Source organism: Haemophilus parainfluenzae (assembly GCF_900450995.1).
GTDB lineage: Bacteria > Pseudomonadota > Gammaproteobacteria > Enterobacterales > Pasteurellaceae > Haemophilus_D > Haemophilus_D parainfluenzae_O.
Map to the genome: position 1 here is coordinate 1,002,837 of NZ_UGHY01000002.1, position 19,887 is coordinate 1,022,723.

A 19,887-nucleotide genomic window follows, 5' to 3' on the forward strand; every position below is an offset into this window, starting at 1 on the left:
ATACCGCACTTTTGATTATTGTTTTGCAATTTGTTTTTTATATTTCACTAATTTTTCTTTGATACGTTGACGTTTCAACGGTGAAAGATAATCCACAAATAAAATACCGTTCAAATGATCGATCTCATGCTGAATACAGATTGCTAATAAACCATCTGCATCAAGCGTAAATTCTTTTCCATGACGATCTAACGCTTTTACTGTGACTTTTTCTTTACGAGGCACTAAAGCACGAAACCCAGGAATAGATAAACAACCTTCTTCAATACCTGTTTCACCTTCTGACGCTAAAATTTCTGGATTGATCAACACTAGCTGATTTTGTTTGTCTCCTTCAATATCAATCGTAATAATACGTTGCAAGATATCTACCTGTGGTGCAGCAAGGCCAATACCTTCTTCTTGATACATCGTATCAAACATATCATCTACAATTTTGCGAATGTCATCATTGACTTCTGCAACTGGCTCACAAACAATCTTTAGGTGATCATCTGGATAAATTAATACATTAAGTGCGGTCATATTTTCTCTTGTTTTATTAAAATTACGGCGGTGATTGTATCATAGAATCAACGCTTTGCTAAAATATTGAAAATATCCATAAACAAAAACCCCAAGCTTTTCAGCTCGGGGTTCACATTCAGTACCTGGCGGTGTCCTACTCTCACATGGGGAAGCCCCACACTACCATCGGCGCATCGGCGTTTCACTTCTGAGTTCGGTATGGGGTCAGGTGGGACCACCGCTCTATCGCCGCCAGGATTATTCCTTTAATAACTTCTATTTTCTCTCTGCTCCGCTATCTCTAGCGTCTCACAACCAAACAAGCTGATTCACCTTCAATACTTTCTCTTTCTTCTCTGAGTTTCGTCTTTGTATCATTACAACACCCAAAACCCTTGAGCGTTGTATAGTTAAGCCTCTCGGGCAATTAGTACATGTTAGCTCAACGGCTCGCACCGCTTACACACCATGCCTATCTACGTCTTAGTCTTAAACAACCCTTACAGATTTATAATCTGGGAGAACTCATCTCTTGGCAAGTTTCGTGCTTAGATGCTTTCAGCACTTATCTCTTCCGCACTTAGCTACCCGGCAATGCGTCTGGCGACACAACCGGAACACCAGTGGTGCGTCCACTCCGGTCCTCTCGTACTAGGAGCAGCCCCAATCAATTCTCCAACGCCCACGGCAGATAGGGACCGAACTGTCTCACGACGTTCTAAACCCAGCTCGCGTACCACTTTAAATGGCGAACAGCCATACCCTTGGGACCTACTTCAGCCCCAGGATGTGATGAGCCGACATCGAGGTGCCAAACACCGCCGTCGATATGAACTCTTGGGCGGTATCAGCCTGTTATCCCCGGAGTACCTTTTATCCGTTGAGCGATGGCCCTTCCATTCAGAACCACCGGATCACTATGACCTACTTTCGTACCTGCTCGACTTGTCTGTCTCGCAGTTAAGCTTGCTTATACCATTGCACTAACCTGACGATGTCCGACCGTCATTAGCAAACCTTCGTGCTCCTCCGTTACTCTTTGGGAGGAGACCGCCCCAGTCAAACTACCCACCAGACACTGTCCGAGACCACGTTTCGTAATCTTCGTTAGAACATCAAACGTTAAAGGGTGGTATTTCAAGGACGACTCCATAATCACTGGCGTGACTACTTCTAAGTCTCCCACCTATCCTACACATCAAAATTCAATGTTCAGTGTCAAGCTATAGTAAAGGTTCACGGGGTCTTTCCGTCTAGCCGCGGGTACACCGCATCTTCACGGCGATTTCAATTTCACTGAGTCTCGGGTGGAGACAGCCTGGCCATCATTATGCCATTCGTGCAGGTCGGAACTTACCCGACAAGGAATTTCGCTACCTTAGGACCGTTATAGTTACGGCCGCCGTTTACTGGGGCTTCGATCAGGAGCTTCTCTTTCGATTACACCATCAATTAACCTTCCAGCACCGGGCAGGCATCACACCCTATACGTCCACTTTCGTGTTTGCAGAGTGCTGTGTTTTTAATAAACAGTTGCAGCCAGCTGGTATCTTCGACCGGTTCAACCTTCGCCCGCGAGGGACTACAATCTACGCCGGCGCACCTTCTCCCGAAGTTACGGTGCTATTTTGCCTAGTTCCTTCACCCGAGTTCTCTCAAGCGCCTGAGTATTCTCTACCTGACCACCTGTGTCGGTTTTCAGTACGGTTTAGTAAAGCCTTTCGCTTAGTGGCTTTTCCTGGAAGTGTGGTATCAGTTACTTCAACTCCGTAGAGCCTCGTCATCATCTCTCAGTGTTAAGGAAGTCCGGATTTGCCTAAACTTCCCACCTACCAACTTAAACGCACATATCCAACAGTGCGATAACCTAACCTACTCCGTCCCCACATCGCAGCTTTACCAAGTACAGGAATATTAACCTGTTTCCCATCGACTACGCTCTTCAGCCTCGCCTTAGGGGCCGACTCACCCTGCCCCGATTAACGTTGGACAGGAACCCTTGGTCTTCCGGCGAACGGGTTTTTCACCCGTTTTATCGTTACTTATGTCAGCATTCGCACTTGTGATACGTCCAGCATGCTTCTCAACACACCTTCATCCGCTTACACAACGCTCCCCTACCCAACAGACTTTCGTCTGATGCCGCAGCTTCGGTGCTATATTTGAGCCCCGTTACATCTTCCGCGCAGGCCGACTCGACTAGTGAGCTATTACGCTTTCTTTAAATGATGGCTGCTTCTAAGCCAACATCCTAGCTGTCTAAGCCTTCCCACTTCGTTTCCCACTTAATATAGACTTTGGGACCTTAGCTGGCGGTCTGGGTTGTTTCCCTCTCCACGACGGACGTTAGCACCCGCCGTGTGTCTCCTGAGTATCACTCTTCGGTATTCGTAGTTTGCATCGGGTTGGTAATCCGGGATGGACCCCTAGCCGAAACAGTGCTCTACCCCGAAGGTGTCCGCTCAAGGCTCTACCTAAATAGATTTCGGGGAGAACCAGCTATCTCCCGGTTTGATTGGCCTTTCACCCCAGCCACAAGTCATCCGCTAATTTTTCAACATTAGTCGGTTCGGTCCTCCAGTTAGTGTTACCCAACCTTCAACCTGCCCATGGCTAGATCACCGGGTTTCGGGTCTATACCTTGCAACTAGACGCCCAGTTAAGACTCGGTTTCCCTTCGGCTCCCCTATTCGGTTAACCTCGCTACAAAATATAAGTCGCTGACCCATTATACAAAAGGTACGCAGTCACCCTTTCAGGCTCCCACTGCTTGTACGTACAAGGTTTCAGGTTCTATTTCACTCCCCTCACCGGGGTTCTTTTCGCCTTTCCTTCACAGTACTGGTTCACTATCGGTCAATCAGGAGTATTTAGCCTTGGAGGATGGTCCCCCCATCTTCAAACAGGATATCACGTGTCCCGCCCTACTTATCGTTAGCTTAGTACCATAACCTGGACTTCGAGTACGGGGCTATCACCCTGTATCGCCAAGCTTCCCAGCTTGTTCCTCTGTCTCTGTCATTATCACTAACAGGCTCCTTCGCGTTCGCTCGCCGCTACTGACGAAATCTCGGTTGATTTCTTTTCCTCGGGGTACTTAGATGTTTCAGTTCTCCCGGTTTGCCTCACTTACCTATGGATTCAGTAAGTGATAGTAGATTCTTCATCTACTGGGTTTCCCCATTCGGATATCTTGGATTAAACGCCTCTTATCGACTCATCCAAGCTTTTCGCAGATTAGCACGTCCTTCTTCGCCTCTGATTGCCAAGGCATCCACCTTGTACGCTTAGTCACTTAACTATACAACCTCAAAAATTCTTGATGTTGTGTTTTCAACTAAACACTTGATTGCTTTTGTTCAATCAAGATTTTATTCTTACTCAGACTTTTTCTTATCCTTAAAAGGACTTGAAAGTCTCTTCAGTTTTTCAGCTTGTTTCCTAGTTGTTAAAGAACAGAAATAACATTTTCAGTTATCATCGTTAAATAAACTCATTAAAGTATTTTAACTATTAACTTACTCAATTTACTTAACGATGATAAGTGGTGGAGATAAGCGGGATCGAACCGCTGACCTCCTGCGTGCAAGGCAGGCGCTCTCCCAGCTGAGCTATATCCCCATGTCATCGTTTATTTATTACCTTATTCACCTTCATCACTCACTCAGTTTGAGTGGTGGGTCTGAGTGGACTTGAACCACCGACCTCACCCTTATCAGGGGTGCGCTCTAACCACCTGAGCTACAGACCCAAGGGAATAACGACTTTCTGCTCGATATTGTCTACAATATATCAATCAATCTGTGTGGACACTTATTGTCTCTCGTTTTTGGTAAGGAGGTGATCCAACCGCAGGTTCCCCTACGGTTACCTTGTTACGACTTCACCCCAGTCATGAATCATACCGTGGTAAACGCCCTCCAAAAGGTTAAGCTATCTACTTCTGGTACAACCCACTCCCATGGTGTGACGGGCGGTGTGTACAAGGCCCGGGAACGTATTCACCGCAACATTCTGATTTGCGATTACTAGCGATTCCGACTTCATGGAGTCGAGTTGCAGACTCCAATCCGGACTTAGACATACTTTGTGAGATTCGCTCCAGCTCGCACTATCGCTTCCCTCTGTATACGCCATTGTAGCACGTGTGTAGCCCTACTCGTAAGGGCCATGATGACTTGACGTCATCCCCACCTTCCTCCGGTTTATCACCGGCAGTCTCCTTTGAGTTCCCGACCTAATCGCTGGCAACAAAGGATAAGGGTTGCGCTCGTTGCGGGACTTAACCCAACATTTCACAACACGAGCTGACGACAGCCATGCAGCACCTGTCTCAGAGCTCCCGAAGGCACCAATCCATCTCTGGAAAGTTCTCTGGATGTCAAGAGTAGGTAAGGTTCTTCGCGTTGCATCGAATTAAACCACATGCTCCACCGCTTGTGCGGGCCCCCGTCAATTCATTTGAGTTTTAACCTTGCGGCCGTACTCCCCAGGCGGTCGATTTATCACGTTAGCTACGGGCGCCAAACTTAAAGCTCAACCCCCAAATCGACATCGTTTACAGCGTGGACTACCAGGGTATCTAATCCTGTTTGCTCCCCACGCTTTCGCACATGAGCGTCAGTACATTCCCAAGGGGCTGCCTTCGCCTTCGGTATTCCTCCACATCTCTACGCATTTCACCGCTACACGTGGAATTCTACCCCTCCCTAAAGTACTCTAGCGACCCAGTATGAAATGCAATTCCCAGGTTAAGCCCGGGGCTTTCACACCTCACTTAAGTCACCGCCTGCGTGCCCTTTACGCCCAGTTATTCCGATTAACGCTCGCACCCTCCGTATTACCGCGGCTGCTGGCACGGAGTTAGCCGGTGCTTCTTCTGTAGTTAACGTCAATCACCTAGTCTATTAAACTAAATGCCTTCCTCGCTACCGAAAGAACTTTACAACCCGAAGGCCTTCTTCATTCACGCGGCATGGCTGCGTCAGGGTTGCCCCCATTGCGCAATATTCCCCACTGCTGCCTCCCGTAGGAGTCTGGGCCGTGTCTCAGTCCCAGTGTGGCTGGTCATCCTCTCAGACCAGCTAGAGATCGTCGGCTTGGTGAGCCTTTACCTCACCAACTACCTAATCCCACTTGGGCTCATCCTATGGCATGTGGCCCGAAGGTCCCACACTTTAATCTTTCGATATTACGCGGTATTAGCTACAGTTTCCCGTAGTTATCCCCCTCCATAAGCTAGATTCCCAAGCATTACTCACCCGTCCGCCACTCGTCATCAAAGAAGCAAGCTTCTTTATGTTACCGTTCGACTTGCATGTGTTAAGCCTGCCGCCAGCGTTCAATCTGAGCCATGATCAAACTCTTCAATTCAAGTTCAATCGCTCAATACTGCTGACATAAAATGTCACTACTTAAAAAGTATTATGAATTTCTAGTTAGCACCTATTAAGACTTCAAAATTAAAAATATTTTTAAAACAAGTCAATCAACAAGTGCCCACACAGATTGTCTGATATATTGTTAAAGAGCAAAAAAGAACGACGCACTGGTTTTTCTAAAGCTTCACAACAGCGCGTCGTTGTGTGGGGCGTATTATAGGCATTTCAGATGCCTTTGCAAGCACTTTTTAAAAAAAATTGTTCGATAGATGATTTTTTATACGCACAGCCTTTAAGTAAGTCTATTCAACCTTTTTTAAAGTCCTTTTACAACGCCTAAATCCATTTGCAGAAAGTATTTCATTAAGTTTATTAAGCCCTTTCTCCTTTTCTTTCTCAGTATAAAACTCACAATTACGATTTTCTAAAGCGCCACGAAGTCGCCAATAAAAAGCTTCAGTTGCACCAATATCCGCTTTTTTCAAACGAACAATTGCATTTTCAGCACCTATTTGTCGTAAGATATCCACATTATCAATACCGACTTTCTTTAGTGCTCGTTCATATTTAACAGATAAATTCGGTAAATCACGAATCCGTCCAATCTTAGAGAGCACAGACTCGAGTTTTTCCTTCCTTATTTGAGTTATTGAAAGAATGATCAAAGTTCTCATTAAGACATTATCTTTCAAGATACTTTCAGTTAAAGCATAATAATCAGATAACACAAAGCGTTTATTGAGCTCATTTGTTGCAAAGGCTTTGCAGCCCAACCCTTTTAATTTTACAGAAAGTTCACCTTTAGCCCTCAAGTAAACCTTATTATTAATCCAAACAGCAAACATATCCTTATCTTTATGGAATAATCCATATCCAGTAAATAGGTTTTTGCTTGTTACATCTCCAATCAGTTGATTTAGTAAATTACACACTCTGATAATATTATCATTGGGTATTGTTAGGATTTTCATTTTAAAGCTCTCCTTAGAGTAAGGTTTATTTTATTTAGCTATAACTAAGAAGCACCACTATAGAATAGTTATATCATAATCAATCAGGTATAACTAAAAGATTTTTTCAATTTTGTGAGATAGATCGCAAATGTAAAATTTATTTAAAAACAAACAAGTAGATTTGATAAAACAAGATTATAATTAACAACTTAAGCCTATTAAAAAATTGTAATATATAGGAATAAATAATGATAACTGGACTTGTTCTTGAAGGCGGAGGCATGAGAGGGATGTTTACAGCTGGTGTCCTTGATGCACTCATGGAACAACACATCGAAATAGATAAAATTATTGGCGTTTCTGCGGGCGCATTATTTGGCATAAATTATGCATCCAATCAAAAAGAAAGAGCATTGAGATATAACCTAAAATATCTTAACGATAAACGTTACATGGGATTTCATAGCCTTTTTACAACAGGCAACATTGTCAATAAAGACTTCGCTTTCTATGATCTCCCCTTTAATCTAGACCCTTTTGATCAAAATGAATTCGAGAAATCTCATATTGATTTCTATTTGACTGCCACAAACATTGAGAATGGTAAAGCTGAATATTTCAAAATCGAAAATGTTTTCAAAGAAATGGAATACTTCAGAGCAACCTCGGCCATGCCTTTTGTATCGCAATTTGTTGAAATCAATGGGCAAAAATATCTAGACGGTGGAATTGCTGATAGTATTCCATTTGAAAAAGCACAAGAGCTCGGTTGTGATAAAATTATCATTGTTTTAACCCAACCTATCGACTACCGTAAAACAAAATCTTCTTCTTTTTTATTCAAGCTTTTTTATCGCAAATATCCACACTTAGTTAAAACCTTAGAAAATCGCTACCGCACTTATAATGAACAAGTAGAAGAAATCATTCGTTTAGAAAAACAAAATAAAATCTTTGTGATCCGTCCAAATGTACCGCTCAATATAGGTCGATTAGAACGAGATGAAATCAAAATAAGAACTGTATATGAACTGGGTGAAAAAATTCTCTCAGCACAAATTCAAGATCTAAAAAAATACTTAAGAAGTTGATTTTAAATAAACTATTTCTCAAATTTGGAATCTGGTTCACATTTTTTCGTCAAGGAAAAAATTTTCTCTTGATACTGTACATCAATACAGATATAATCTAGCCAAATTTAGATAACTCTATTTAAGAAGGTTTTATATGGCAACTCAAGAAGAAAAGCAAAAAGCGCTCGCAGCAGCACTTGGTCAAATTGAAAAACAATTCGGTAAAGGCTCAATTATGAAATTGGGCGATACTCAAGCCCTTGATGTTGAATCTGTTTCAACTGGTTCTTTAGGTCTTGATGTCGCTCTTGGTATTGGTGGTTTACCAATGGGTCGTATTGTTGAAATTTTTGGACCTGAATCTTCTGGTAAAACAACTTTAACTTTATCTGTTATCGCTCAAGCACAAAAAGTGGGTAAAACCTGTGCCTTTATCGATGCGGAGCATGCACTTGATCCTATTTATGCAGCGAAACTTGGCGTTGATGTGAAAGAGCTCTTAGTCTCCCAGCCAGACAACGGGGAACAAGCGCTTGAAATTTGTGATGCCTTAGTACGTTCTGGTGCTGTAGATGTCGTCATCGTGGACTCGGTTGCTGCACTTACCCCAAAAGCTGAAATTGAAGGTGAAATGGGTGATTCACACATGGGTTTACAAGCGCGTTTAATGTCTCAAGCACTACGTAAATTAACTGGTCAAATCAAAAATGCAAACTGTCTCGTTATCTTCATTAACCAAATTCGTATGAAAATTGGTGTCATGTTTGGTAACCCAGAAACCACAACTGGTGGTAACGCGCTAAAATTCTACTCTTCTGTTCGTTTAGATATCCGCCGTACTGGTTCAGTTAAAGATGGAGATGAGGTCATTGGTAACGAAACTCGTGTTAAAGTAGTTAAAAACAAATTAGCCGCACCTTTCCGCCAAGTAGATTTCCAAATTCTTTATGGAGAAGGTATCTCTAAAGCAGGCGAATTAATTGAACTTGGTGTTAAACACAAACTTGTTGAGAAATCCGGTGCGTGGTATGCATATAACGGTGAAAAAATTGGTCAAGGTAAAGCTAATGCAATGAAATGGTTACATGAAAATCCTGCTAAATCAGACGAACTTGAAGCGAAGCTTCGTGCTGAATTAGTCGCTAACCCAGAACAAGCATTAATGGCTGATATTGAACAATCTAATGATGACGCAGAAAGCGATTTCTAATCACTAAAAGTGCGGTCAAAATTGACCGCACTTTTCATTTCAACCGTATTTCACCTAAAAGGAATTTCTATGTCTTCTCTTGCTTTGAGCTATGTCGTTAATTTACTTGCTCGACGTGAATATAGCGAATTTGAACTACGCAATAAAATGCAGGAAAAAGCATTTACAGAAGATGAGATCGATGAAACGATTGCTTACTGTCAGAAAAAAAACTGGCAAAATGATAAGCGATTTGCTGAAAATTATTTACACGCACGTTCGCAACGTAGGTATGGTGCAAATCGTATTAAACAAGAATTACGTCAACTGAAAGGTGTATCTTCAGACGTAATTAATGAAGTTCTCGCAGAAAGTGAAATTAATTGGATTGAAATAGCAGAAAAGGTTCTACACAAAAAGTTTCCTAATTATGCAGAACCTCAACCAATCAAAATCAAACAAAAAATTTGGCAATATATGCTCTCTCATGGATTCTATTCTGAAGAATTTAGCGATTTTATCGGAAATGGAATAGAAGACTGATGAGCCTAAAGAAATAAATCCCTAATACTGTAAAAATTAAACAACCAACTAAATGATTCACTAAAACGAACAATCCATTTACCCACTCTTCTTTAAAAAAGAGTTCTATTACTTCGCCTGAAAAAGAAGAAAAGGTGGTGAGAGCACCAAGAAATCCAGTCACTAAGAATAATCGCCATTCAGGGCTAAATTGAGGAAATAACCAAAAGGCTGCCACTAAAATCCCCATCAAAAAACAGCCAATAAAGTTCGCCACAAGTGTACCAAATGCAAGTGAACTAAACAGGGAATTAAGCCATAGACCTAATCCCCAGCGTAAAGAGGCTCCGATCGCTGCACCTGCACTAACCAGAAAAATTGACTGAAACATCTATTTAATACCAAAAAGTGCAGCTAAATGTTTGGCCACTGCTTCGTCTTTATTGAACCCAATCTCTTCCAATTCAGGGCAAGCTTCTTTTAGACGAGGATCAGCATTCGCCATCACATAACCTTTACCAGCCAAAGAAAGCATTTCAACATCATTCTGACCATCACCAAAAGCAATACAATCTTTTAATCCATAATTTCTATTTTCTAATAGATGAACTAATGCATCACCTTTAGATACATTTTTGTTCATGACCTCTAAACAAGTCACAGCGGAATAAACAATTGTCGTTTTATCACCAAAATGTGTTCTAAGATAATCTTCCAGTTCTACAAGATCTTTTGGGTCACGAGCAATAAAAAATACTTTTTCAGTTCCTCTTCCGTGATGTTTTGTGAAATCAACCACCTCATACATGAAACCTGAATCCTTGTGATATTTTGCTAATTCAGGCACATCTATATTGATAAACCAACCATCATCTTGATAAGTATTGATACAAATCTTGGTACGATCAAAAGGGATTTTATACAACTCAAGTACGATTTCATCTGGAAGGCTATTGCTATAAATAAGGTTACCTTTTAGGTCGCGTACTCTCGCTCCATTGGAAGTGATCATTACAGCATGCTCCGCTCCAATCTTACCTAAAATAGAAGAAACATCCGTATGATTACGGCCAGTTGCTAAAATAATATCAACACCTTTTTGTTCTAATTTATTTAATATCTCAATTGTAAAATTACCAATTACATGATTAGTATTGAGTAATGTACCGTCAAGATCAGAAACAACGGCTTTAAATGGAAGTTGTTGCATAAAACCACCTGTATAAAAAATGAGTCTGTATCATACCAAAACGACACGATTTTTGACCGCACTTTCTATCATAAAAATGACATTCATTGATAAAAAACAAAAAGGCGCATCTTTCGATACGCCTTCTTAATCTAATTTGTTACAGTTAATACATCAATTATTTGATGATTTTCGCAACAACGCCAGCACCTACTGTACGGCCACCTTCACGGATTGCGAAACGTAAACCTTGGTCCATCGCGATTGGGTGGATTAAGCTTACTGTCATTTTGATGTTATCACCAGGCATTACCATTTCCACGCCTTCTGGTAATTCAATTGTACCAGTTACGTCAGTTGTACGGAAATAGAACTGTGGACGGTAACCTTTGAAGAATGGAGTATGACGACCACCTTCTTCTTTTGATAATACGTAAACTTCTGATTCGAAATCAGTGTGTGGCGTGATTGAACCTGGTTTCGCTAATACTTGACCACGTTCGATTTCTTCACGTTTGGTACCACGTAATAATGCACCAATGTTCTCACCTGCACGACCTTCGTCAAGTAATTTACGGAACATTTCAACACCAGTTACAGTTGTTTTAGTTGTTGGTTTGATACCAACGATTTCAACTTCATCACCAGTGCGGATGATACCACGCTCAACACGACCTGTTACTACTGTGCCACGACCTGAAATTGAGAACACGTCTTCGATTGGAAGAAGGAACGGTTGGTCAATTGCACGCTCTGGCTCAGGAATGTAAGTATCTAAGTGGTTTGCTAACTCAAGGATTTTTTCTTCCCATTCTGCTACGCCGTTTAATGCTTGTAATGCAGAACCACGTACGATTGGTGTATCGTCACCTGGGAAGTCATATTGAGAAAGAAGTTCACGAACTTCCATTTCTACTAATTCTAATAACTCTTCGTCATCTACCATGTCGCATTTGTTTAAGAATACGATGATGTAAGGTACACCTACTTGGCGACCTAATAAGATGTGCTCACGAGTTTGTGGCATTGGACCATCTGTCGCTGCTACTACTAAGATAGCACCGTCCATTTGCGCCGCACCGGTAATCATGTTTTTAACATAGTCCGCGTGTCCTGGGCAGTCAACGTGTGCGTAGTGGCGAGTTGGAGTATCGTATTCAACGTGTGATGTGTTGATGGTGATACCACGTGCTTTTTCTTCTGGCGCGTTATCGATTTGGTCGAATGCACGAGCTGCACCACCGTAGTGTTTTGCTAATACGGTTGTGATTGCTGCTGTTAAAGTTGTTTTACCGTGGTCAACGTGGCCGATTGTACCCACGTTTACGTGCGGTTTTGTACGTTCAAATTTTTCTTTAGACATTTAAAGAGTCCCTCTAAATAGACACGGTTATCGATGGGTAAATTAAACCACATTAACCAATAAAATCATTACTATTTAATAAAGGAAAGAGGAATTTGGAAGGTGGTGCTGATAGGCGGATTTGAACCGCCGACCTCACCCTTACCAAGGGTGCGCTCTACCAACTGAGCTATATCAGCGTTTGGAGCGGGCAGCGGGAATCGAACCCGCATCATTAGCTTGGAAGGCTAAGGTAATAGCCATTATACGATGCCCGCAGTCCTAAATTCATCTGTCCCATCAGAATTCATTTAGAAAATGGTGGAGGGAGAAGGATTCGAACCTTCGAAGGCTGAGCCAACAGATTTACAGTCTGCCCCTTTGGCCGCTCGGGAACCCCTCCACGCTAAATGAATACTTGTTTACTAAAGGATGGTGCCGACTACCGGAATCGAACTGGTGACCTACTGATTACAAGTCAGTTGCTCTACCTACTGAGCTAAGTCGGCGTGTTGTAAGCAAGTGAGGCGTATTATATGGAAAATTTTATGCCTGACAAGTTTTTTTTATGAAAAATGCGTTTTTTTTAACTATTCGTCTAATTTACAAGCAAAAAGCCACATTCTTGCTTTAAAACTCACCAGTTTTAATAAAAAACGATGATCACAACTCATTTATAAGGTATATTTTGCCCAATTTTTTCACTCTAGATATAAAGCACCGTGGAAATTACCGAACAACTCACACCCTTTCTGAACTTTAGTCGTCAGCAATGGGCTGAATTAAGAAAATCTGTTCCGCTAAAATTAACGGAGCAAGATCTCAAACCGCTTTTAGGTTTTAATGAAGAGCTTTCTCTTGATGAAGTGAGCACCATTTACCTGCCACTTGCACGTCTCATCAACTACTATATTGATGAAAACCTTCACCGCCAGACCGTTTTAAATCGTTTTCTTGGCGGACAAAGCCCTAAAGTTCCTTACATCATTAGTATCGCTGGCAGTGTAGCTGTCGGGAAAAGTACATCGGCACGTATTTTGCAATCTTTGCTAACCCACTGGCCGACCGAACGAAAAGTTGATTTAATCACTACCGATGGTTTCCTGTATCCATTAGAAAAACTAAAAAAAGACGATTTGCTACAGAAAAAAGGCTTCCCTATTTCTTATGATACGGCCAAATTAATTCGTTTTTTAGCTGATATCAAATCAGGCAAGCCATCTGTAAAATCGCCTATTTATTCTCATCTGACTTACGATATCGTTCCTGATAAATTTGATATTGTTGATCAACCAGATATTTTAATTTTAGAAGGATTAAACGTTCTCCAAACGGGTTCAAATAAAGCCAATCAAACCTTCGTGTCTGATTTTGTAGATTTCTCCATTTACGTTGATGCTGACGAGAACTTACTCAAAGAATGGTACATCAAGCGATTTTTAAAATTCCGTCAAAGTGCTTTCACCAATCCGGATTCCTATTTTAAACATTATGCAAATCTCTCTGAACAAGAAGCTATTGAAACGGCTGGCAACATTTGGGACAACATTAATGGATTAAATTTAAGACAAAACATTCTGCCGACTCGTGAGCGCGCCAATCTTATTCTTAGAAAAGGTGAAAATCACGAAGTTGAGTTAGTGAAATTAAGAAAATAAAAAAGAGCGGTCAACTTGATCGCTCTTTTTCTCACTGCCTTACGACATTCTACCATTCTCAATGCCAATCACCTGATCACAAATAGCCATAGTAGATTGGCGATGACTCACGAGAATAATCAATTTTTCAGCTTTTACATCGAGTAATGATTTCAAAATCATTGCTTCGTTTAAGCTATCCAAATTGCTGGTTGGCTCATCGAGTAAAATAATCGGCGCATTATGCAAGAATGCTCGGGCAATACCGATACGTTGTTTTTCACCGTCAGAGAGATTGCCGCCCAACTCCGTCATTTTTGTTTGATAACCTTGTGGCAAGCTTAAAATGAAATCATGAATTGAGGCTTTCTTCGCCGCTTCCATAATTTCTTCTAACGTTGCATCACGGCGCGCAAGGCGAATATTTTCCTCAATGGTTTCGTTGAAAATATAGGTTTGCTGAGTAATGTACGCCATATTGTCACGCAAACTACGGGTGTTGATATTCGGTAAAGTTTCACCGTTAATTTTAATGCTGCCTGATTTTGGATCGTAAAAACGCATCAGCAATTTTAACAGGGTACTTTTACCGCTGCCGCTTCTGCCATGAATCCCTAAGATTTCACCTTTTTTCACAGATAAGCTGACATCCGATAAAATTTGTTCTTCGCCGTAAGCGAAATTTACGTTCTCAACATCAATGCGAGAAACGTCCTTCAAATCGACCGCACTTTCTACGTCTTTTAACTCAGGTTCTTCCGCTAATAAACTTAATACTCGCTCACCTGAAGCCAAAGTTTGTAATAAGTTGCTTGAAAGGTTGCTTAAGGCGATAACTGGGCCATAACTCGACATTAATAAAATCACGCCAATTAAAAAGACAGCAAAATCAATTTTATCTAAGCTAAATAAAATTAAGCCAGTAAACAGCATAATGATGTTGAAAACAGATACGGCCACTTCAGTGTAAACGCGCACTTTTGCTTCTTGGTCTTTGATGCGCTCAAAAGCCGTATCGATTTTTTGGCTACGTTGTTGAATTTCTGCTAAGCGTTGTTGTGCATAGCCGAAAAGTTGAATTTCTTTCATACCACGCACGCTGTCGAGGAAGAAATCATTCATTTCGCCCACTAATTCACGATAACGTCTGCCATCTTCACGCGCTAATTTAGTGGTGATAATGGGTAAAATCACACCCACCGTTAAATAAGCGGCTAATGCAACAAATACAAACCAACCTGAAAGATGCGCAAAGACCAACAATAAAATCGCAGAGGTAAAGAACGCAATCATAATTGGTGCAATGGTGTGCGCATAAAACACTTCGAGTAATTCGATATCGTTGGTCACCAATGACACTAATTGCCCAGCTTGTTTATCTTGCAACTTCACGAAAGCCAAACGGCGTAAAGAAGAAAACACTTTGTCACGCAATAATGCCAATAATTTAAAAGCAATATAATGCCCAGACATTTGCTCTAAATAACGCAACGCGCCACGAGCCACCGCCAATACAATAAGTGCGGTCAAAATTCCGGAGAAACTTAAATGCGTGTCAAAGTTTAAGAGATTCACTAACCCCATCGCACCCAGCACCATAATAAAGATGGCAGCCAAGAAACCGAGCGTACCCATAGTAATGGTAAACGCCATAATATGTGCGAGTGGAGTCACTAATTTCAACAAATGCCCCATTACAACAAAACCATTTTTACGCATTTGCCACCTCTCTAATTTGTTCTAAATCTTTTTGTTGTTGGAACATTTCAGCATACGCCCCTTGTTTTGCCATTAAGGTTTCGTGTGTGCCTTGCTCAATCAATTTGCCTTGATCAAGTACGTTAATACAGTCCGCATTTACCGCATTTGCCAAGCGGTGAGAAATCATCACAATGGTTTTTTGTTGTTTAAATTGTTGAATAAACTGCAAAATAATTTCTTCGCTTTCCACATCAATATTACTGGTCGCTTCATCAAAAATATAAAGCTCGGCATTGTGTAGTAAAGCACGCGCTAAGGCTAAACGTTGAATCTGACCGCCCGATAAATTCGCACCTCGACTTAATAGCTGCATATCTAACCCGCCATTTTCGCGTACAAATTGGGCAAGATTCACTTGTTCTAAACACGCATAAATTTGCTCGTCTGTGGCATTAATTTTCGCCATGGTCATATTTTCACGCAGCGAGCCTTTAAACACGTAGCTGCTATGGCTCACCAACGATACTTTTTGATAGAAAGAAGTGCGGTCTATTTCTGAGGCGTTTTGTCCATTAAACAAAATCTCACCTTGTTGCGCTTTATTAAAGCCCATCAACAACGAAACCAAGGTTGATTTACCGCAACCACTTTTACCCACAAACACAGAAAGTTGGTTTGGTTGAATCGTTAAAGTTAAACCCTGAATGGCTGGTTTTTCTGCAGAGTACGCAAAATGTAGATCTTTAATTTCCACTTGAACGTTATTTTTGGCTTCAAAATCCACCGCACTTTGTTGGGTTTCCACTGGTGTATCAAGCAATGTGAAAATCTTATCTGAAGCTGCTTTACCATTCATCGCCACATGGAAGAATGAACCAAGCAAACGAAGCGGAATAAAGAACTCGGAAGAAAGGAGAATAAATAAAATCACGCCTAACACGCTGAGTTGTGCATCTTGGAATTGCAATAGTGCGGTTAAAATCCCGATTGCAGCACCACCGTAAGCAAGTAAATCCATCAGTGATACCGAGTTAAGCTGCATAGTAAGCACTTTCATGGTAATTTTGCGGAAATGCTCAGCCTCTTTATCCATCTCTTTCGCTTTGTAAGCGTCATCTTGATAGATTTTTAGCGTAATTAAACCTTGTAGGTTATCTAAAAAGCTGCTGCCTAATCCCACATAAATGGACCAATATTTTGCCAAGAGTTTTTTCGCAATTTTATTCACCGCAATAATTGACATAGGGATAAGCGGCACGCAAATTAATAAAATAATGGCTGTTTTAAAGCTGAAAAAAATCAGGAAAGCAAAGAGTGTAAGCGGTGCAAGCAAGCTATAAAAAAGCTGCGGCAAATAACGCCCAAAGTAGATTTCAAGCTGTTCTACACCTTCTGATGCCACTTGGATAATGCTTGAAGTAGATTGTTGATTCACTTGGTTAAGCGGCATAGAAGCCAATTTACGGTAGATAAGGCTACGCAATTCATGCTTCACTTTTGTGCTGGCAAAATAAGACGCCTGCACTGATTTTTTACCCGCAAAAGCACGTAATGCCAATGCCGCAATTAAAATCACACCTAAACCCACCGCACTTGACATCGTCAACTCTTTAAAATAAGCGGCTTGTAAAATATAAGAAAACACGACGGCACTAATAATCCCGCCAACTAACGCCACCCAATTCCACAACACCGTGACACCAATCCATTTTTTACTATCGGCCACCGTGTTAATTAGGCGTTTATCTATCATCATAATGATTGCTCCTAAAATAAAAAGAAGTACGCATAGAATTGCGTACTTAATGTAGGGTGGGCTTCAGCCCACCAAAATATCTCACGATTGTTTGTTGGTGGGCTGAAGCCCACCCTACAAATTAATTAGAATCGAATTTCTACAGAGGCAGAGAAGTTACGACCTGGTTGGTAATAACGTTGAAGCCCTGGATAACCACCATACTTATAGTGAGGTCTTAAGCCTACAGAGTTTATTTTACCACCTGTATTATCTAATCCACGCAAAGTATCCCAAGTGTGGTATTTACGATTAAATATATTATAAATTCCCGCACGTAAAATGATATTTTCAGTTGGTTTATAGAAGCCAAACATATCGAATACAAAGGCTTTTGAATTTAAATGTTTCCAAGTTTCTAACTCTGTTTCATGAGCCTCCTCCGTACATTTAATTTCAAATTCTTCACCAATACCATAGTATTCATAGTAAGGATTAGGAACACGTTCTTTTTTTACACAACGCTCAACTGTCTTAAGATATTTAGCATTTTTCGCTTTTTGTGCTCCGAGATAAGTTAAACGAGAGAAAATACCCCACTTACCGTCAGGCTGCTCATAATCTAAGCCAATAATCGCTTTAACTGGTTGAATTGACATTAAACTTGCACCATTAGACATACTTCCTTTGCTATAACCTAAAGAACCAAATAATTTCCAGCCATTTGGCATTGGTGTAACTTCATTTAAATTAAGTCTACCGGTAAATTCGACACCGTAAATTTTTGCAGAATCAATATTTTGCATTTGTTGAACCGGACGCCAACGCCACATACTTCCATAGTAGTTATAATATTCCCATGTTTCTTGTTCATATAAGAAATCTTTATACCGAGAATGATGTAAATTCAAAGATAATTCACCTAAATGCCCTTTACCTAATAAGTTAAGATTTTGGGTCAAACTTTTTTCTGCTTTGAGATTAGGATTTGACATCCAAGCGCCGGCAGCATTATCCCGATAATCAAAATACATTTCTGAAGCATTTGGCATACGGAAACCGGAACCAATGCTGTAACCTAATTTCCAATTATCATTAATGTTTTTTTCCAGCCCAGCTATCCAACTAATGTTATGGAATTTAGCATCATCAGCCTTACGGCAGTTTTTACACTCTAATACACCTAAACTGCCTTGGGCATATTTTGCCCAGTCGTAGCGAATACCTAAGTGTGATTTCCATTCTGGCGTAAATTGAATCTCATCATGTAATGAGATATTGTAATGACGTGTTTTAACAGGATACATCATTGTTGAATCTTTCGAATCTACCCATTCTTTAACGCCATCATAGTTATTGTCTACATAAACAGAATCTTGATGCAAAATATCAAATTTTCGTTCAGAAATAGCGGTTCTAAGTGAAAAAGTATGATTAGTTGTTCCCAAATCAATTGGTTGGCTATCTATACGAAAATTAATTCGTTTAAATTTAGTGTTAAAAAAACGAAGGTTATTATCACTAGGCTCTCTAGGTTTAGCAGGGCTCCAAGCTGTCGCAGGCTTAGCTCTATACCCCTCATAATTATAGGCTGCGGTTTGTGTTTTTTGATAATCCACATCCGTTTTAACCAATGCAATCACTTTTGAATCAGGCATATATTCATAAAAAACATTGACTGTATCTCGTTTCGCACGGTCGTCAGCTTCACGCCAGTTGTTTTCAGACGTCACAGCTGAATCTTCGATAATATAATTTTTATTGCGTGAGCCACTATAAGAAATCCCAACGCGTTGACTATCACTAAAACGATATGCAAATTTAGCTAAATAGCTGTGATTATTATGCGTTGAATCATCAGGGGTTTGTTTACTGTAACCACGAGAACGTGTGTAGTACGAATCTTCAGGAATGGTATAACCACCAGCACTTTTCATTTCATGCCCATGGCGATTAGAATAAAGCAATAAGGCTTCCGCTTTTTCACCGGCATATGCCACACCTAAAGTATTAGTCCAATCATTATTACGAGATGCATAACCAGTACGATATAACGCACCAAATTTTCGACCGTTTCTTACAATATCAAAGGGTTCAAGAGTACGATAATTAACCCCCCACCAATATTACCACTCCCCTGGTTGAAAGAATCTGCCCCTTTAGCAATATCAATGGTTCTAGCTAATTCAGGGTCGATACTTTGACGAGAAGTATTCAAGTTACCATAACGTTTGTAAAGTGAGTTTTCCTCAGAATCTGGCAAAGCTACGCCATCAATACTAATACCCACACGGTTATCTTCTACACCACGAATAGCGAAACCTTTTTGATGACGACCTTGATCGACCACCCCAACATCAGGGCTATAACGCACAAGATCTTTATTATTTTGAATGAGTTCTTGTTGAATAATCTTCGCTGTTTTCTTTTCAGAATGATTAGCCTTTGTAGAGCTATCCAATTCTGTAGAAACATTTATCGTTTCTAATTGTTCCTCAGCAAAGGAAGATTGAGAAATGGATACTGCAGCAACAGGCAAAATCCCGTAAGTCACTGCTAAAAATGCATTCTTTTTCATATCGTTATCCTTAAATAATAAAAGCACAGAGATTATAAAAAAGAAAATAAGAAAAAAACAGACAAGATTGAGAATTATTT

13 protein-coding genes, 6 tRNA genes and 3 rRNA genes are annotated in these 19,887 nt (G+C 40.7%); 4 read left to right on the plus strand and 18 right to left on the minus strand.

Annotated features, from left to right (window positions below):
* Positions 1–15 precede the first annotated feature (15 nt).
* The 7 genes from def to DX522_RS05235 form a co-directional block, all read right to left on the minus strand.
* Positions 16–525, minus strand: coding sequence for a peptide deformylase (gene def, locus DX522_RS05205; protein ID WP_005698874.1), 510 nt, complete (start codon positions 523–525; stop codon positions 16–18).
* 123 nt (positions 526–648) lie between these two features.
* A 5S ribosomal RNA gene (gene rrf, locus DX522_RS05210) occupies positions 649–764 on the minus strand.
* Positions 765–913: 149 nt separating this feature from the next.
* Positions 914–3,808: ribosomal RNA gene (locus tag DX522_RS05215) — 23S ribosomal RNA — on the minus strand.
* Between the two features lie 244 nt (positions 3,809–4,052).
* Positions 4,053–4,128, minus strand: a tRNA-Ala gene (locus tag DX522_RS05220).
* A gap of 53 nt (positions 4,129–4,181) precedes the next feature.
* Positions 4,182–4,258 (minus strand) — tRNA-Ile (locus DX522_RS05225).
* An 82-nt stretch (positions 4,259–4,340) separates the two neighbouring features.
* A 16S ribosomal RNA gene (locus tag DX522_RS05230) occupies positions 4,341–5,880 on the minus strand.
* The 16S, 23S and 5S rRNA genes sit together here with 2 tRNA genes alongside, the layout of an rRNA operon.
* A 310-nt stretch (positions 5,881–6,190) precedes the next feature.
* Complete coding sequence (locus DX522_RS05235) at positions 6,191–6,859, minus strand: TfoX/Sxy family DNA transformation protein (protein WP_115180051.1); 669 nt, start codon at positions 6,857–6,859, stop codon at positions 6,191–6,193.
* A 230-nt stretch (positions 6,860–7,089) separates the two neighbouring features.
* Between DX522_RS05235 and DX522_RS05240 the strand changes: the two genes are divergently transcribed.
* The 3 genes from DX522_RS05240 (at position 7,090) to recX (ending at position 9,646) form a co-directional block, all read left to right on the plus strand.
* The gene (locus DX522_RS05240) at positions 7,090–7,932 is read left to right on the plus strand and encodes a patatin family protein (RefSeq protein WP_115180052.1); all 843 of its coding nucleotides are present in this window, start codon (positions 7,090–7,092) and stop codon (positions 7,930–7,932) included.
* A 136-nt stretch (positions 7,933–8,068) separates the two neighbouring features.
* A complete protein-coding gene (recA, locus tag DX522_RS05245) occupies positions 8,069–9,124 on the plus strand; it encodes a recombinase RecA (RefSeq protein WP_014064545.1) in 1,056 nt (351 codons plus the stop codon).
* A gap of 69 nt (positions 9,125–9,193) precedes the next feature.
* Positions 9,194–9,646 (plus strand): recombination regulator RecX, encoded by a 453-nt coding sequence (recX, locus tag DX522_RS05250; protein WP_115180053.1) that lies wholly within the window; start codon positions 9,194–9,196, stop codon positions 9,644–9,646.
* Here recX and crcB read toward each other — a convergent pair.
* The 7 genes from crcB to DX522_RS05285 all read right to left on the minus strand — a co-directional run bounded on the left by crcB (position 9,621) and on the right by DX522_RS05285 (position 12,665).
* Positions 9,621–10,016 carry a fluoride efflux transporter CrcB gene (gene crcB, locus DX522_RS05255; RefSeq protein ID WP_115180054.1) on the minus strand — a complete coding sequence of 132 codons (396 nt, stop codon included), beginning with the start codon at positions 10,014–10,016 and terminating at the stop codon, positions 9,621–9,623. The genes recX and crcB overlap by 26 nt on opposite strands.
* The gene (locus DX522_RS05260; protein ID WP_115180055.1) at positions 10,017–10,835 is read right to left on the minus strand and encodes a Cof-type HAD-IIB family hydrolase; all 819 of its coding nucleotides are present in this window, start codon (positions 10,833–10,835) and stop codon (positions 10,017–10,019) included. It abuts the gene before it with no gap.
* A gap of 157 nt (positions 10,836–10,992) precedes the next feature.
* Positions 10,993–12,177 carry an elongation factor Tu gene (gene tuf, locus DX522_RS05265; RefSeq protein ID WP_049362643.1) on the minus strand — a complete coding sequence of 395 codons (1,185 nt, stop codon included), beginning with the start codon at positions 12,175–12,177 and terminating at the stop codon, positions 10,993–10,995.
* Between the two features lie 103 nt (positions 12,178–12,280).
* A tRNA-Thr gene (locus tag DX522_RS05270) sits at positions 12,281–12,356 on the minus strand.
* A 3-nt stretch (positions 12,357–12,359) separates the two neighbouring features.
* Positions 12,360–12,434: transfer RNA gene (locus DX522_RS05275), tRNA-Gly, on the minus strand.
* A gap of 41 nt (positions 12,435–12,475) precedes the next feature.
* Positions 12,476–12,559: transfer RNA gene (locus DX522_RS05280), tRNA-Tyr, on the minus strand.
* Between the two features lie 30 nt (positions 12,560–12,589).
* A tRNA-Thr gene (locus DX522_RS05285) sits at positions 12,590–12,665 on the minus strand.
* 213 nt (positions 12,666–12,878) lie between these two features.
* Between DX522_RS05285 and coaA the strand changes: the two genes are divergently transcribed.
* Complete coding sequence (gene coaA / locus DX522_RS05290; protein WP_115180056.1) at positions 12,879–13,814, plus strand: type I pantothenate kinase; 936 nt, start codon at positions 12,879–12,881, stop codon at positions 13,812–13,814.
* Between the two features lie 39 nt (positions 13,815–13,853).
* Here coaA and cydC read toward each other — a convergent pair whose 3' ends face one another.
* The 4 genes from cydC to DX522_RS05310 form a co-directional block, all read right to left on the minus strand.
* The gene (cydC, locus tag DX522_RS05295) at positions 13,854–15,512 is read right to left on the minus strand and encodes a thiol reductant ABC exporter subunit CydC (protein WP_115180057.1); all 1,659 of its coding nucleotides are present in this window, start codon (positions 15,510–15,512) and stop codon (positions 13,854–13,856) included.
* Positions 15,505–17,250, minus strand: coding sequence for an ABC transporter ATP-binding protein/permease (locus DX522_RS05300; RefSeq protein ID WP_115180058.1), 1,746 nt, complete (start codon positions 17,248–17,250; stop codon positions 15,505–15,507). Before DX522_RS05300 ends, cydC begins: the two co-directional genes overlap by 8 nt.
* Positions 17,251–17,375: 125 nt before the next feature.
* Complete coding sequence (locus DX522_RS05305; RefSeq protein WP_115180059.1) at positions 17,376–19,313, minus strand: TonB-dependent hemoglobin/transferrin/lactoferrin family receptor; 1,938 nt, start codon at positions 19,311–19,313, stop codon at positions 17,376–17,378.
* Entirely contained in the window at positions 19,307–19,807 is a 501-nt protein-coding gene (locus DX522_RS05310; RefSeq protein ID WP_115180060.1) for a TonB-dependent receptor plug domain-containing protein, read from the minus strand. The genes DX522_RS05305 and DX522_RS05310 overlap by 7 nt, the downstream gene beginning before the upstream one ends.
* Positions 19,808–19,887 lie beyond the last annotated feature (80 nt).

What these genes read in the sequence shown, in the direction of transcription:
- def (WP_005698874.1), bottom strand. Translation starts at nt 525, where the DNA reads ATGACCGCACTTAATGTATTAATTTATCCAGATGATCACCTAAAGATT.
- DX522_RS05235 (WP_115180051.1), bottom strand. Translation starts at nt 6,859, where the DNA reads ATGAAAATCCTAACAATACCCAATGATAATATTATCAGAGTGTGTAAT.
- DX522_RS05240 (WP_115180052.1), top strand. Translation starts at nt 7,090, where the DNA reads ATGATAACTGGACTTGTTCTTGAAGGCGGAGGCATGAGAGGGATGTTT.
- recA (WP_014064545.1), top strand. Translation starts at nt 8,069, where the DNA reads ATGGCAACTCAAGAAGAAAAGCAAAAAGCGCTCGCAGCAGCACTTGGT.
- recX (WP_115180053.1), top strand. Translation starts at nt 9,194, where the DNA reads ATGTCTTCTCTTGCTTTGAGCTATGTCGTTAATTTACTTGCTCGACGT.
- crcB (WP_115180054.1), bottom strand. Translation starts at nt 10,016, where the DNA reads ATGTTTCAGTCAATTTTTCTGGTTAGTGCAGGTGCAGCGATCGGAGCC.
- DX522_RS05260 (WP_115180055.1), bottom strand. Translation starts at nt 10,835, where the DNA reads ATGCAACAACTTCCATTTAAAGCCGTTGTTTCTGATCTTGACGGTACA.
- tuf (WP_049362643.1), bottom strand. Translation starts at nt 12,177, where the DNA reads ATGTCTAAAGAAAAATTTGAACGTACAAAACCGCACGTAAACGTGGGT.
- cydC (WP_115180057.1), bottom strand. Translation starts at nt 15,512, where the DNA reads ATGCGTAAAAATGGTTTTGTTGTAATGGGGCATTTGTTGAAATTAGTG.
- DX522_RS05300 (WP_115180058.1), bottom strand. Translation starts at nt 17,250, where the DNA reads ATGATGATAGATAAACGCCTAATTAACACGGTGGCCGATAGTAAAAAA.
- DX522_RS05310 (WP_115180060.1), bottom strand. Translation starts at nt 19,807, where the DNA reads ATGAAAAAGAATGCATTTTTAGCAGTGACTTACGGGATTTTGCCTGTT.